Genomic DNA, 12,928 nt, shown 5'->3' with positions numbered 1-12,928 from the left:
GGGTTGGGGCGGTCGCTCCCGCCCGTACCGACCAGGCACACCGGATGGGATGATGCCCGGTGACAGGGCGACGGCGGTCCGAGGAATCCGGTGTGAAACCGGAGCGGTCCCGCCACTGTGATCGGTGAGCGGGTCCCGGCGTACCACTGCCTCCGGCGAGGGGCGGGAAGGGCGGGACGGGCGGCGCCCCGAGAGCCAGGAGACTCACGCGGTCGCCTCCTCGACGAACGCCGGGGCGGACCTCCCCGGAGAGGGGTGGTTCGGCGTGCCCGCAAGGCCGGCCGAAGAGGCTCACGTGCAGAAGAACAGCACCAGGACCGGGGCGGTGCCCGGCACAGGCGCGACGGCCGGAGCGGTGCCCTGCCGGGTGGTCGTGTGCCGGGACTGCTGCTGCGGCAGCCGCAAGGTGACCGGAGTCGATCACGGGGCGCAGACGGACCGCCTTCGCGAGGAGGCCCCGGTGCGGATATCGGACTGTCTGGACGTCTGCGACCAGGCCAACGTCGTGGTCGTGCAGCCCTCCACCGAGGGCCGGGCCGCCGGAGCCCGGCCCGTCTGGCTGGGACTGGTCAACGACCCCGGCGCGACCGAGGACATCGCCTCCTGGATACGAGCCGGAGGACCGGGCGTGGCCCCGCGCCCGGAGATCCTCGACCTCTACACCTTCGAGCCCCCCGGGCGCCGGGGCCCCCGGTAGGACCCGCCCCGGCGGGGCAGGACGCACGCTTGCCCGGAAGCGGCCCGGGCGGCGGGGAAAGGTCGAGCTCCGCCCCGGCCCGCGCACGTCCGACGCGAGCCGAGGCACACGGGGCCGGGACGCCCGAGACGTCCCGGCCCCGCCGCTGCTCCCCGGGACGGGGTCCGGACAGCTCGCCGCGGACCGTACGGGCGGCGGCGACCAGGTTCTCCAGGGACAACCGGGTCTCGGTCCAGGGGAAGCCGACGCGGCGCACCGCCGTGCGCGGGTCCGGAACGTGAGGCGGGACGCAGGCCGTGCGCGGGTCCGGAACGTGAGGCGGGACGCAGGCCGTGCGCGGGTCCGGAACGGTGCGGTTGACCGGGCGGACAGACCGCTCGTATGTTTTCCGCGGCGTGACGGCACGAGGAAGCCTGTGGATTTCCAGCACGGTCGCGCCACCGTGAGCCCGCCACCGACGGAGGGCGGGCGGGTCGGACACCCAAGCCCTCGTCCCGCCCATATGTGCGAGGGACGCACGACTCCGAAGAGAGAGCCCACCGTGAGCATGCCGCCCGCGTTCCGACGGATTTCCCCACGGGGCACCCCGGTTGCCGTACCGGTCCGGCGTTCCGCCACCGGGACGGACCGCGGTGCACCCACCGGTGCGCCGGCCGTGCCGGGTCCGGTCTCCGCATGACGGATACAGATCCGGATACGGATACGGCCACGGCGACGGTCCTGAGCGAGTCCGTGACCGGTCTGGGCCCGTTCTTCGCTTTCCGGATCCATCCCCTCGGCACGGAACCCGACGGCCCCTGGCAGCCGATGTCCCGCCCGCTGCTCGAAGCACGTGTCGCCGCGGTCGGGGCACGGCTCGCTGCCGCGGGCGGCCGGCCACCCGGCTCGGTGGAACCGCGCGTCGCGGCCTCCGTCGCGCATCTGGGGCTGGCCGCCCGGCTGATCTCCCCGGCCCTGGCCGCCGCGGTGCTGCACGACCGGGTCCTCGCCCCCGGCCTCACCGAGCTGCGATGGCAGCCCGTGATCGGCGGACCGATCCCCCTCTCGCTGCCCGACAGCGCCGTCGCCGACAGCCCGGCGGGATCCCCGGAGCACCTCGCCGACGAACTGAGCACCCGCCTGCTGGACGGCCCGCTGCGCGAACTCAGCGACATGATGGGGAAGTTCTCCGTATCCCGGCACATTGTGTGGGGGAACACCGCCTCGGCCCTCAACGGAGCAGCGACCATGATCGCGGCCGCGCGCCCGGAACTCGCCGCCCGCACCCGCAGCCTGACCTCGCTCCTCCTCGCACGCCCCCCGCTGCGGGGCACCGCGACCATGGCCGGCGGCGGAACCTTCCGGCGCCGCAGCTGCTGCCTCATCTACCGCGCCGCCCCCGACCGCAGCGGCCCTCTGTGCGGAGACTGCGTGCTGGCCCGCTGACACGGCCCCCGGCCGGTGACGTCCCGGGGCCGTTCGCCGCCCGTCCTCGCGCGGCGAACGGCCCCGCCACCTGCTCCGAACCGGTGCGGACCCACCGGCCCTGCCGACGGGTCCAGGGCATTCACCGGAGCGCCACCGATGACCGGTTCGCGTCCTCGTACTGCCGTTGACGCCGGTTTCGCGGCCGAAGCGGTCGGCGGGGATACGCAGACGGGCGCCGGGGCGCTGAGGCACGAATGCCGACGGTTCGTCGTACAGGCTCAGGGTGATGCGGCCGTTGCGGGCGTGTCCGGGTCCTACGAAGTCGTCCCGGAGGGGGCGCTGCTAACACGTGTGGCTCCGGTGGTGCGCGATCCTGCCATCACCGGACACCTTCCGCGGAATGAGCGACGTGGCGTTGCCGGGGCCCCTGGCCGCATGCGCCGGGCCGCGCGGGGAGTCACTCCGAAGGGACCCTTGCTGCACAATCAACTGCGCGGCCAGACTGACTGGTGTGGCGACCATGGAAGCGTTATTCGGATTGGCTGGAGTGCTGGGCGGTGCGGCGATCGGCGCGCTCAGCTCCAACTTCTTACAGCGATCGACCCGCAAGGCAAGCGAGGAAGGTGTCCGCCGGACACGGTCATGGGAAGCGATGCAAACAGCCCTGGAGGCGGCCGCTGCGGCCCGCGTGGCTACACGCTCCTGGGGCCTCCACATGGAGTTGGTGATCCAGAACCTGGAAGCTGGCCACCCCGTTGACCTCGACACCTATGACGCGACGGTCAGGGAGCAGGTCGATGTTCTCGGCACTGGTTTCTACCGTCTCGCCGCCGTCGATGGTGTCGAGCAAGCCAACCTCTCTGGTGTGGGGAATCCCCGGGCAGCGCTCAGCGCGACCAGCACACTTGTCCGTAAAGTCTTGCTCCACCGACTTACCAATACCCCCACCGGCTCCTTGGAGCACGAGCCGGCGGAACTACGGGCAAGAGTTGAGAAGGTGAGCGACGAAATGAATTTTCTGCTGGTGCGACTCACGGAGCACTTCAGAGGCAGCCCGCTCCCCGCCAGCTTGGCCCAAGGGTATCGGCCCGTCGGTCAATCGCTCACCGGCGCTTACGGTTCCAATCCCTCCACTTTCATAAGCCACGATCTCGAGTTCCAGCCTTTCTGGTTCGCCGTTCCCAGCTCGCGCCCGCTGTTGAGCACGGACGACGGTGCTGCGCGTGCTATCTGGTTACGGCCTGGTTTGTGGTACCTGGCAGTCGGCAACACGAGAAACGGCCTGATGGTCCAGGAGCCGGACGGCCAACGCGGAATACTGCAGAACACCGATAACATCCAGCGGGGTTGAGCACGGTCGACTCTGCGGCGGCGGTTCGCCGGCCGTGGCCGTCGAGCGCACGCTGGAAAGATGGCGACAACACCGGTTGTGGTGCACCGGCCGGCCGCGTCCGCGGCCGCCACATCACCGTGCCCACCCGCGGCCGGCCGGAAAGCCTCGGGCCGCGTACTCGGACCGGGACCTGGCTGTGTTCCTGGGAGCAGCGGGCATCGTCGACCCTGAGAGCGGTCCGGACGCCCCGGACTTCGTGGAGTGGACCGGCGGTCCCGGGCACACCTGGAACAGCAACTGTGGAGCTGTCGCCGCTTGGGCGCTGCAGTACAACCTGCTGGCGAGGTGGTCGCGGTGCTGTTCGCGCACGCTCACGGACGCCTGGGGTGCCGTTCGACGTGTTCGACGCTGCAGCAGGCTGGACACTCGGCTGCGCCGCGCTGCTCGCAGCCGAGTACCGTCACGATTCAGCTGGCCTGGAGGACGGCGAGCGACCGTGGTGACTGCGGGGGCGGCTCGCGCCGCCGCCGCGGCCGTCGGAGCCCAGCTCGATCTGCGCCCCTCACTCGGCAGCAGGTCGAGAGCTTCACCGCCGCCGTCCTGCCCCTCGCCCATGCCGCCTGAGCCAGCCGGTCCCAGGAACCAGTCAGGGGTCTGATCCACTTGGCGGATCAGACCCCTGACCTGGTGTTTCAGCTGTTGCGGTGGAGGGATTTGGACCCACGACCTTTTCGTCCCGAATGAGATTCGGTCAAGATCACGAGCGACTTGGATCCAATGTGTGCAGGTCAGGGTGTTGGCGCGGGTCGGGTTCGCCTGGGCTCACGGAGAGCTCGGGGAGCGAGCCGACTCCCTCATGGCTCCCAGGGAACCTCCACAGACACTCACGTCCGGTCGCGCTTGCGAGCTGTCGCGGCGATCAGGAGCAGCGCGATCACCGCGAGCGCCTGAAGCGCCAGTGAGAACCAGGTGGGGTGCCCTCGGTGGATCAGCCGTGGCATAGCGACACCCGCTGCCAGCACGATCACGACCAGAGGAATGAACAGCGGATCTTTGCGGCCGCGCACCTGCCAGTACGCGGCCCATGCGCAGAGGAACTCCAGGAGCCCCAGCGCGATCTGTACGTAGGCCATCGGTGCATGCCGTTCTTGTGAGATCTGGACTCTTGGCGCGGTGTCCCGGTCCAGGGGGCGAGCCGAGCCGACTCGCCCCCTGAAAGCCGGTCAGCGGCTAGTTGTACTACTCGAAGTAGCCCAGGGCCCAGTCTTGGTGAAGTAACCGATGAAGTTGACCCAGTACTTGATTCTGGGCTGTTGTGCGTAAAGGTTCATATGGGACTTCTTCGTCTGCCACTCGGGCTCGGCAGTGCGATCAGCCGGATGCTGACCGAGCGTGGCAGGACCGCCCCGGCCGACGGCGGAACCGGCCTGGCCCGCTACGACACGATCCTCGCCACGGTCGCGCCCGAACCCGCCGGCCGAGCCCGGCCTGTGGGACAGGACGCGGACAGTGGCCGCCTGGACGTCGTTCCCGCCACCCCGGCGGTCGCCACGAAACTCCGGTGGAGCGTCCCGAAGGTGGTCACGGCCGCCCATGCGCGGATTCCTGGAGCGAACGTCCGCACCGTGCACGTCCTGGCGCCCGATCCCACGAAGGCCGGCCCCACCGGGGCGGCCGAACCGGCCCCGCCGCCGACCGTGCCCGCCGAACCTGCCGTACGCCGTCCCACGCCCGACGGCTACCACCGAGCGCTCGCCGCCCACCGCGCCGCCCGGCAGGCGAGGCCAACCGCCGACTCGAAGTCCGGGCTGCTGCCGAGCGGCAGATCCGCGAGCAGGCTCGCGAACCGGAGGAGTCGTTCGCCGATGGCCGCCAGTCCCCCGACGAACTCAGCGCCAAGGCCCGCCGCCCAGCAGCGATGCGCCGGTGCCTATACAGGTTCGGTGGCTGTGATTCTTACCGGTTCGGTGTCGGGTGCGCTGTGCCGTTCAGCCCAGTTTTCGAAGGCCGTACGGCAGGCGTGGTCGAGGTGGTGCAGCCCGGACAGATCCAGCTCGATCGGTCGGTCCTCAGGAAGCGCTTCCAGGCTGTCGAAGATTTTCGGCAGCCGAAGAAACGTTGCGTTTCCAGAGGCGTACACCCGGATGGGGCCGGCGCCCTTGTCGATGACCTCAAGTTTCACGTGGGACGTTTCCCAGGCGGTTTTGATCACGGACATCGCGATACCGATCAGCACGCCCTCGAACATGTTCACTGCGACGATCGATCCGGCGGTCACGATGAGGATCAGTGCCTCACCTCTGTGGTCCCGCCCCAGCTTCGCGATCTGACCGAACGGGATCAGCTTCCAGCCCGCATGCACGAGGATGCCGGCGAGGGCGGGAATCGGGATCAGCGCCAGCGTGGAGGGTAGGGCGGCGGCGAACAGCAGGATCCACACGCCGTGGAGCACACGCGATGCTTTGGTTTTCGCTCCCGCTTGTACGTTGGCGGAGCTCCGCACGATCACTGCGGTCATGGGCAGCGCTCCGAGCAGACCGCACAGCGTGTTGCCGGCGCCTTGGGCGACCATCTCTTTGTTGTACTGGGTGCGCGGACCGTTGTGCAGACGGTCCACGGCCGCCGCGCTGAACAGCGACTCGGCCGAGGCGATCAGCGCGAACGCGACAATTGTGCCCCAGATCGCCGGGCTGGCGAGGTCGCTGAAAGTATCGGCCCCCGGCAGTTGTACGACGCCGAGCAGACCCTCCACGTCCACCGTGGCGACCGGCAGGTCGAACGTGAGGGTGGCGAGAGTGGCCAGCGCCACTGCGGCAAGGGCCCCGGGGATGGCATGAGCCTTTTTCGGCAGCTTTTTCCACAGCACGATAACGACGATGGTGCCTGCGCCGATTGCCAGTGAGGTCAGAGCTTGGCTGTCGACCAAGGCGTCCGCGAGCGCTCTCGGAAGCCCCATGATCTTGCCGAGGCCGGTCTGGGGGGCCTTCAGGCCCGCCGCCGCGTAGAGCTGACCGGCGATGATCACCAGGCCGATGCCGCAGAGCATGCCCTCGACGACGGCGACAGATATCGCCCGGAACCAGCGACCCACCCTGAGGAATCCCATGGCGAGTTGGAGCAGGCCTGCCAGCAGGACGATGGTACCCAGGGCGGCCACCCCGAACTCGCTGACGGCTTCGAAGACGAGCACGGTCAGGCCGGCGGCCGGGCCGGATACCTGGAGGCTGCTGCCGGGCAGCAAGCCGGTGACAAGGCCGCCCACGATGCCGGTTACGAGGCCCAGCTCTGCGGGAACTCCGGAGGCGACCGCCACGCCGACGCACAGGGGCACGGCGACCAGGAAGACGACGATGGAGGCGGCTAAATCCTGCCGCAGATAAGGGAATCTGGACATCACAGTCGGCCTCTCACAGGGTTTCGAACGAGTCGGAGTTCGCACGGTGCTCGCGTACGGCGCCGGTGTGCACCTCGTAGTACCAGCCGTGCAGTTGGAGTCGGTCCGCCCGCAGAAGCTTGTCGACACAGGGGTAGGAGCGCAGCCGCAGCAGCTGCGTGACGACGTGGTGCTGGACGGCTTCGGCGACGGTTGGGTCGGCCGGGTCGGAGCACCTGAGCTCGCCTGCGGCATGCGCGAGCCAGTTGCGTACTGCGGGCACGGCGTCCAGGTCGTCTCCACGCACCACAGCGCCTACGGCGCCGCAGTGGGAATGGCCGCAGACCACGATGTGCTGCACGCCAAGGACCGCCACGGCGTACTCGATGGTGGCCGCCTCGCTGGTCGGGTGCTCAGAGACGTATGGGGGGACGATATTGCCTGCGGTGCGCAGCTCGAACAGCTGGCCCGGACGGGCGCCGGTGATCAGGGTAGGTATCACCCGGGAGTCGGCGCAGGTGATGAACAGAACCTCGGGTGACTGGCCCTCGGCCAGTTTGGCTAACTCCCCGGGGCGTGGTCCGAATAGGCGGGCATGGTCGATGAGGGGCTGCATTGCGTGGCTCCTTTTTGCGCCCCATGGGCGCGTTGGGCGGGCAGGACAAGTGGGTGGGGCTGCTCTGCGGTCGGAGCGCCTGAGTGCGGCGGCGCGCCGCACTGGGCGCGCCGGGCCCGGTCCATTTCGACGCAGCGGCGTCTCGGTCGCGAAGGTCTCGTTGCGGAATCGGCAATGTGGAAAGCAAGCCGGGGCCCTGGGATGAGCAGTGCGTCGACGGGCGCTCGACTCGTCAGACATTTCCCGCGTGTGCTTGACTCAGCGCCGCCTTTTCGGGCGGGACGACTGTCCGTAGGCGCAGATGTGAGGGGCGTGGTGGGAGCCGGGTCCTTGACGCTGAGCAGAACGGCGCAAGGTGCGTCGCTCTGATCCGGGTCCTCCGCGCGCTTCAACAGGGCCTCTGCCAGCTGGTTCACCCCTCCCAGTAGTGCACCAAGATTTGGTCAAGGGTCAGTCAAGAAGCATAATAACCATGCAAAATTATTTGCAGGTTAACTGGCGATGTCGGGGTGATCGATCCCGGATCCCTGCTGCCCGGCGCCCTGGAACGACTGGTCTGCTGCGCGCGGAACACCACTCCTGAGCAGTCCGACGCCGGACACGTGGGGGACGTCGTGTGGAACGCTGCACGCCGCCCGCCGATCCCCGGCCCCAACCGCCGTGCTCCGGCGCCCGGCACCTCCCCACTCCGCGGCCGACACTGATATGCCGGACCAGGCCTGTATGAACAGGCGGCCCTCTGGGCGCCGCCTGCCCGGTGCCGGACGGCGACGCGGTGCGTGTCTCCCGTTCGTCTGCCCGCAACGCAACACGCGCCTCTCCAGTCGGTCGGCGACTGGGCTACGCGAGCAGACTTCACCGCAGGAACATGGCCACCTCGTCGTCATCGCCCGCTTCATGGCCGGCACTGAATCTTCCTGCCTGCCACACCGCCCCACGCCGACTCGACGGCGAACCCACCACCCGCACCCGATGTCACGCCCGCCGCCGACTTGCGACCATCAGGCCCCTGGACGCCGGACAGCGAGGGCCCACAGGGGTCTGCCGTCGTCGTTGGCGTCAGGCCGGCAGCTCGCTGCGGCCGAGAACTCCGCGGTCGCGGAGTGGGTGAGGGCTCTTCAGGTCGCCCGGGTCAGCAGCGGAACGTGGGCGGCCCATCGGGGCCGGAAGGAAATCGAAATGACCACCGACCGATCCTGTGTGAGCAGCCCCCAGGAGGCGGGCTTTCCGCGGCGGAACACCAGAACGTGTGAATGAAGAGCGGGTTGAGGTGGCGCCAGAGCACAGGGCGAGGCGGGCGCCGTACGATTCGGCCGCCTCCTTCGGGATCAAGCCACATCCTCGTGAGCTGGCACGACGGCCGCCGTGCTCGGAGCAAAGTACCGCTGTGACAGTACGTTTACTCAAAGTGAGGCGGGGGCCCCGGTGAAGTGGAAAGACGCGTTCGCCGACGCGATGAAGGAACTGGAGGCGATACGCAGCCAGCTGGGGCGCCTCGATGACCCAACGGTCGGGCTGACCGCTTTGCACGGCGAGCTCAACCAGAGCCGGCTGAAGATCCTGGAGGTCATCCAGGGAGGCGTCATGGGTCTGTGCGAGGAGAACCGGGAGGTACGCCGCCGCCAGGACCGGATGATCAGCGATCTGAACGAGACCCGGGGCGAGCTCCGGCAGCTGCTGCACCTCGTCGATGCCCTCGGCCCTCTCGAGCGCCCCCCGGAGGCGAGCCGGGAGTCCAACGACAGCCACCCGACGGACGCCGGGACAGCGCCCGGAGCGCAGACCGATGACTCTGAGGCCACCACGACGGTGCGGCCGCCCGCCTCAACCGACACCGACACCCAGGGGGAAACCGTGGAAGACAGCGTGCGCCCGAAGCAGGAGTCCGAACACAACCAGGACCAGGACCAGGACCTGAAGCGTGCGATCGAGGCCGCCTATCAGGGCGCCGGCGCCCCCGCGGCCGAACCTTCCGCTCCTACCCCGCAGTCGGCCGCCGTAGGGCAGGACCCTCGGATCGCCCACGGAGTGCTCCTCCTCAAGGCTGCCGGACTGGCCTCCGCGGATCTGACCGCGCACCGCGACACCTGGGAGTGGCTCACCGCCCTGGCCGTCAACCACAGCCACTTCCGCACCCCGCCCTCGGTCGACGACGTCAAGGACGGACGCGTCCAAACCGTCCTGTCCGGACGCTCCCTCATCGCCCTGCTGATCGAGCTGTGGAAAGCCCGCTCCAGCGCCACCCCGCTCGACGGCGACTGGGCGCTGGCCACGACCTGCTACAACCGCATCGCGGCCGAACTTGCCGGAGTCGACGGACAGGGAGACACCATCCGCATTGTCTTGGACGACGGCCTGCTCCCCGGAACCGACGACTGACCCACCGATTCGGCTGCCCAGGCAACCCTGGGCAGCCGGCGAAACGCACGCTGGGCGGACAGCTGAGAACAGCCCCGGATCGTCGGCTTACGCTCCGTCAACCGGAAGCGCCAGGGGCGACGTCCAGGCGCCCGGTGTCCGCTTCGTGTCCCACAACCCTCACTCGGCCGACGAGTTCGTGCGCGACCGGGGTGAGGACCGTGTCGACGTGGGCGAGGACGGTTCCGCTGGCGGCCGGGGCGGTCATGCCGCGCTCGGTCGGCATCTGGCTGATCGCACCGCCCAACCCGAGTGGTTCGCGGCCGTCGCGCCGTACAACGGTACAGGGCGGTCGACCGGTCCGGCGATCTCCCAGGACAGGTACCTCGGTCTCGGCAGCGCGCCCGGGACCGGAAATTTCGTGGAGATGCTTCAACCTTTCCCGGGTCTCGGCCCTCTAGAAGTGTTGAGACCAAACGAACTGAGTCACCCACTTCTCTCCGAGGATGCGCCTCCATGTTCCTTTTCCTTCCCCGGGCGGCGACCGCTGTCGCCATCGGGCTGGTGGCTGTCGTCGTCGCCGTTTCGCCCGCGACCGCCGGCACCTCGAACTGGCGGGACATCAGTCCGCCCGGCAGCGAGGACAGCGTGCTACGAGATGTCGAAACCGCAGGAGGTGCTACATGGGCGATCGGCTTACGCACTGACGCGACCACCCACCCCTTTGCACCGGTGGCGATGCTCTGGACCCGCAACGGCTGGCAAGCGCCACCGCAGCCCGCCGACCAAGGCCGTTTGGACGACCTCACCGTCTACGCGCCCGACCAGGTCTGGGCCGCCGGCACCCGCAACGAGACCGTGGACGGCACGGAGAAGGGACACGGGCACGCACTCCTCCAGCACTGGAACGGCGCCGCCTGGAACGAGGTCACCCTGCCCTTCCCGGAAGGCACCGATCAGTCGGCACTGTCCGCTGTCGACACGGACACGAACGGCTCGGTCTGGGTGTATGGCGGATACGCCGATGCGGCCGGCGAGTACTTCCCCGCTCTCTTCCGCAGGAACGCGGGCGGCAGCGGCCAGTGGACCCTGCTGCCGGCGGACACGGGGCTCACCTGGGTCTCGCGGCTGAAGGCGGTACCCGGCGGCGTCTACGCCGTCGGCGACGGCATCTCCCGCTTCGACGGCACCTCATGGACCAGGCAGAGCATGCCACCCAAGCTCGACGGGGCAATGTTCGACGGCATCGCGATACGGGCGACGACGAACGAGGTCTGGGCCGCCGGCTACATCAGGGACGAAACCTTGGGGCGGCGCCCCGTGATCGTGCGCTACGACGGCAGCTCCTGGCGCGCGGTGCGCACCCCCGCCGAGACGGGCCAGCTGTCCGACATCACCTTCGACGGTTCCGGCCGCCCCATCGCGGTGGGCGAGTCATGGGACCCCGCCGTCAGCCAGAACGGAAACTACGTCCTCACGCCGGGCCCCCGCGGGTCTCTCACCCATGACGAGGAGCCGCCCGGAGCCGGTTACCTCTACGCGGCCGCAACCGACTCGACAGGCCGGACCTGGACCGTAGGCGGTAGGGCCGGCGCCGAGAACGGCATCTCCCCGTCCGCGTACGCCGGGATTCGCCGCTGAGCCGAACCGGCTGAACGGCATCCGCCCTGTCGGACTCGGGTGCCCCTGCCCGGTCGAGCAGGGGCACCCGAGCCCCACGAGGCGTCCGCTCCGTGGCATCAACGCAACGGCTGCGTCGGGAGTGCCCGACCACCATCGCCACCGCCTGCGCCGCGGACTGATGGACGACCGTGGTGCCACCGCAGCTTCGTTCCGGCCCAGGTCGCGGCGTGCGTACAGGTACGACGGCAGTCATTCCGACAGGTCCTCGGCGTCATCGACCTGTTCCGCGCAGGCGAACGGCCAATCAGGTTTTCCCGCCCGCCCTCAGGGCCTTCGCCCTCCGAAGCACTGCACAGGAGCCCGCTCCCCGATCCAGCCCGATCCGAAAGAAAGTCCCTAATCCTGCGGTGCGGAGAAGATGAGCCGTGTTTCCGTGGTGCGGTATCCGGCGCGGGTGCACGCCGCCGCCATCGGCTGGTTGCCGAGGTCGGTCGTGGCGGTGATGCGTTCGGCGCCGTCCGCGGCCTGGAAGCGGGTGATGGCCGCGAGGATCTCGGACACATAGCCGCGACCGCGTAGTTCGGGGACGACGCCGAGGTAGCCGACGTTGCGGTTGTACGGGGTGGCCGACGGGATCGCGAGGCCGGCCAGGGTGCCGTCCGGCGTGTGCGCGAGACGCCACCACTCCCGCTTGCCGGGCCGGTCGAGATAGAACTGCAGGCTCTCTCGTGCGGTGGCCTCACGGCCGTTGGCCGCTTCGCCCTCCAGGGTGTGGGCGTCGAGTGTGCCCTCCGCCACCCGCAGCATCGCGGCGAGGAAGACGTCGTCGTCGGGTTCCGGGGAGAACACCAGCCGCTCGGGTTCGGCGGGCAGCGGCACCTCGGGCGTCCACTCGAATTGCAGGCGCTCCACCTCGATTGTCAGTCCGGCCCGGCGGGCGGCTTCCTGGCGCCAGGACACGGCGGCGACGTACTCGGGATCGTCCCGCCACGCGCCGGGCAGTCGCATGAGGTTGTACAGCGGCGGGGCTTGGGCACCCGCCTCGCGGAAAGCCTGATGCCCCGCGTCCAGGAGCGCGGCGCCCAGTGCGGCCTTTTCGGCTGTGGGGACGTCGTCGGCTATCGCGAGGCAGTCGAGTGCGATCGGGTGGGCGCTGTCGCTCTGCCCCCACCACAGGGCTCGGGCCAGGACCCGGCCGTCCGGGCTCCAGGCAGCCCAGGTCCACTCCGGACGGTACTGCTGCTGGGCGGCCTCCGTCCGGTAGGCGTCGGCAGGCAGGCGCCACACGGGTTCACGAGAGGTGAGGGCAAGGATGTGATCGAGTTCCGGGCCGGGGCGCGAGACGGCGGACAAGCGCGAAGCGGTACTGCTCGGAGAGGTCATTCACACAGCTTTCAGGGGCGAGGCACCGGTCGGCGGCGCGTTGGCGGGCAAACCGATGGATGGGGCGGCGGCCGGGGCGCCAGGCACCGCCGGTCGTGCGTCATGGCCGGCGCACACGGTCACCGGCCCCGGGTGATC

General features: G+C 69.5%; 10 protein-coding genes and 1 riboswitch. Of the genes, 5 read left to right on the top strand and 5 right to left on the bottom strand.

Features of this window, described 5'->3' with window-relative positions:
- Nucleotides 1-80: 80 nt before the first annotated feature.
- A riboswitch (cobalamin riboswitch) is annotated at nt 81-206 on the top strand.
- A gap of 89 nt (nt 207-295) precedes the next feature.
- The 3 genes from ACFZAX_RS26640 (at nt 296) to ACFZAX_RS26630 (ending at nt 3,455) form a co-directional block, all read left to right on the top strand.
- Entirely contained in the window at nt 296-697 is a 402-nt protein-coding gene (locus ACFZAX_RS26640) for a (2Fe-2S) ferredoxin domain-containing protein (protein WP_390964794.1), read from the top strand.
- A 675-nt stretch (nt 698-1,372) separates the two neighbouring features.
- Entirely contained in the window at nt 1,373-2,122 is a 750-nt protein-coding gene (locus ACFZAX_RS26635; protein WP_390964793.1) for a hypothetical protein, read from the top strand.
- 493 nt (nt 2,123-2,615) lie between these two features.
- Nucleotides 2,616-3,455: a hypothetical protein gene (locus ACFZAX_RS26630; RefSeq protein ID WP_390964792.1), complete on the top strand. Its 840-nt coding sequence runs from the start codon at nt 2,616-2,618 to the stop codon at nt 3,453-3,455.
- An 866-nt stretch (nt 3,456-4,321) separates the two neighbouring features.
- Here ACFZAX_RS26630 and ACFZAX_RS26625 read toward each other — a convergent pair.
- From ACFZAX_RS26625 to ACFZAX_RS26615, 3 genes are all read right to left on the bottom strand, one after another.
- Complete coding sequence (locus ACFZAX_RS26625; protein ID WP_390964791.1) at nt 4,322-4,570, bottom strand: hypothetical protein; 249 nt, start codon at nt 4,568-4,570, stop codon at nt 4,322-4,324.
- Nucleotides 4,571-5,367: 797 nt separating this feature from the next.
- Complete coding sequence (locus ACFZAX_RS26620; protein ID WP_390964790.1) at nt 5,368-6,831, bottom strand: SulP family inorganic anion transporter; 1,464 nt, start codon at nt 6,829-6,831, stop codon at nt 5,368-5,370.
- A gap of 13 nt (nt 6,832-6,844) precedes the next feature.
- Nucleotides 6,845-7,426 (bottom strand): carbonic anhydrase, encoded by a 582-nt coding sequence (locus ACFZAX_RS26615; protein ID WP_390964789.1) that lies wholly within the window; start codon nt 7,424-7,426, stop codon nt 6,845-6,847.
- Between the two features lie 1,425 nt (nt 7,427-8,851).
- On the opposite strand from ACFZAX_RS26615, the gene ACFZAX_RS26610 reads away from it, so the two are divergent.
- Complete coding sequence (locus tag ACFZAX_RS26610; RefSeq protein ID WP_390964788.1) at nt 8,852-9,805, top strand: hypothetical protein; 954 nt, start codon at nt 8,852-8,854, stop codon at nt 9,803-9,805.
- Nucleotides 9,806-9,902: 97 nt separating this feature from the next.
- On the opposite strand, the gene ACFZAX_RS26605 is transcribed toward ACFZAX_RS26610, so the two are convergent.
- Nucleotides 9,903-10,070, bottom strand: a complete 168-nt coding sequence (locus ACFZAX_RS26605) for a hypothetical protein (protein ID WP_390964787.1) — start codon at nt 10,068-10,070, stop codon at nt 9,903-9,905.
- A gap of 230 nt (nt 10,071-10,300) precedes the next feature.
- Between ACFZAX_RS26605 and ACFZAX_RS26600 the strand changes: the two genes are divergently transcribed.
- Nucleotides 10,301-11,425, top strand: a complete 1,125-nt coding sequence (locus tag ACFZAX_RS26600; RefSeq protein WP_390964786.1) for a hypothetical protein — start codon at nt 10,301-10,303, stop codon at nt 11,423-11,425.
- Between the two features lie 378 nt (nt 11,426-11,803).
- On the opposite strand, the gene ACFZAX_RS26595 is transcribed toward ACFZAX_RS26600, so the two are convergent.
- Nucleotides 11,804-12,694 carry a GNAT family N-acetyltransferase gene (locus ACFZAX_RS26595; protein WP_390964785.1) on the bottom strand — a complete coding sequence of 297 codons (891 nt, stop codon included), beginning with the start codon at nt 12,692-12,694 and terminating at the stop codon, nt 11,804-11,806.
- Between the last annotated feature and the right edge of the window lie 234 nt (nt 12,695-12,928).

It is taken from the genome of Streptomyces sp. NPDC008125, from assembly GCF_042957125.1.
Classification (GTDB): domain Bacteria; phylum Actinomycetota; class Actinomycetes; order Streptomycetales; family Streptomycetaceae; genus Streptomyces.
Note: the sequence above shows the minus strand (reverse complement) of the source record. Positions and strands in the feature narration are given on the sequence as shown.

Coding starts and splice junctions, on each gene's coding strand:
- ACFZAX_RS26615 (WP_390964789.1), bottom strand. CDS start 7,426: ATGCAGCCCCTCATCGACCATGCCCGCCTATTCGGACCACGCCCCGGG.
- ACFZAX_RS26600 (WP_390964786.1), top strand. CDS start 10,301: ATGTTCCTTTTCCTTCCCCGGGCGGCGACCGCTGTCGCCATCGGGCTG.
- ACFZAX_RS26605 (WP_390964787.1), bottom strand. CDS start 10,070: ATGCCGACCGAGCGCGGCATGACCGCCCCGGCCGCCAGCGGAACCGTC.
- ACFZAX_RS26620 (WP_390964790.1), bottom strand. CDS start 6,831: ATGTCCAGATTCCCTTATCTGCGGCAGGATTTAGCCGCCTCCATCGTC.
- ACFZAX_RS26625 (WP_390964791.1), bottom strand. CDS start 4,570: ATGGCCTACGTACAGATCGCGCTGGGGCTCCTGGAGTTCCTCTGCGCA.
- ACFZAX_RS26635 (WP_390964793.1), top strand. CDS start 1,373: ATGACGGATACAGATCCGGATACGGATACGGCCACGGCGACGGTCCTG.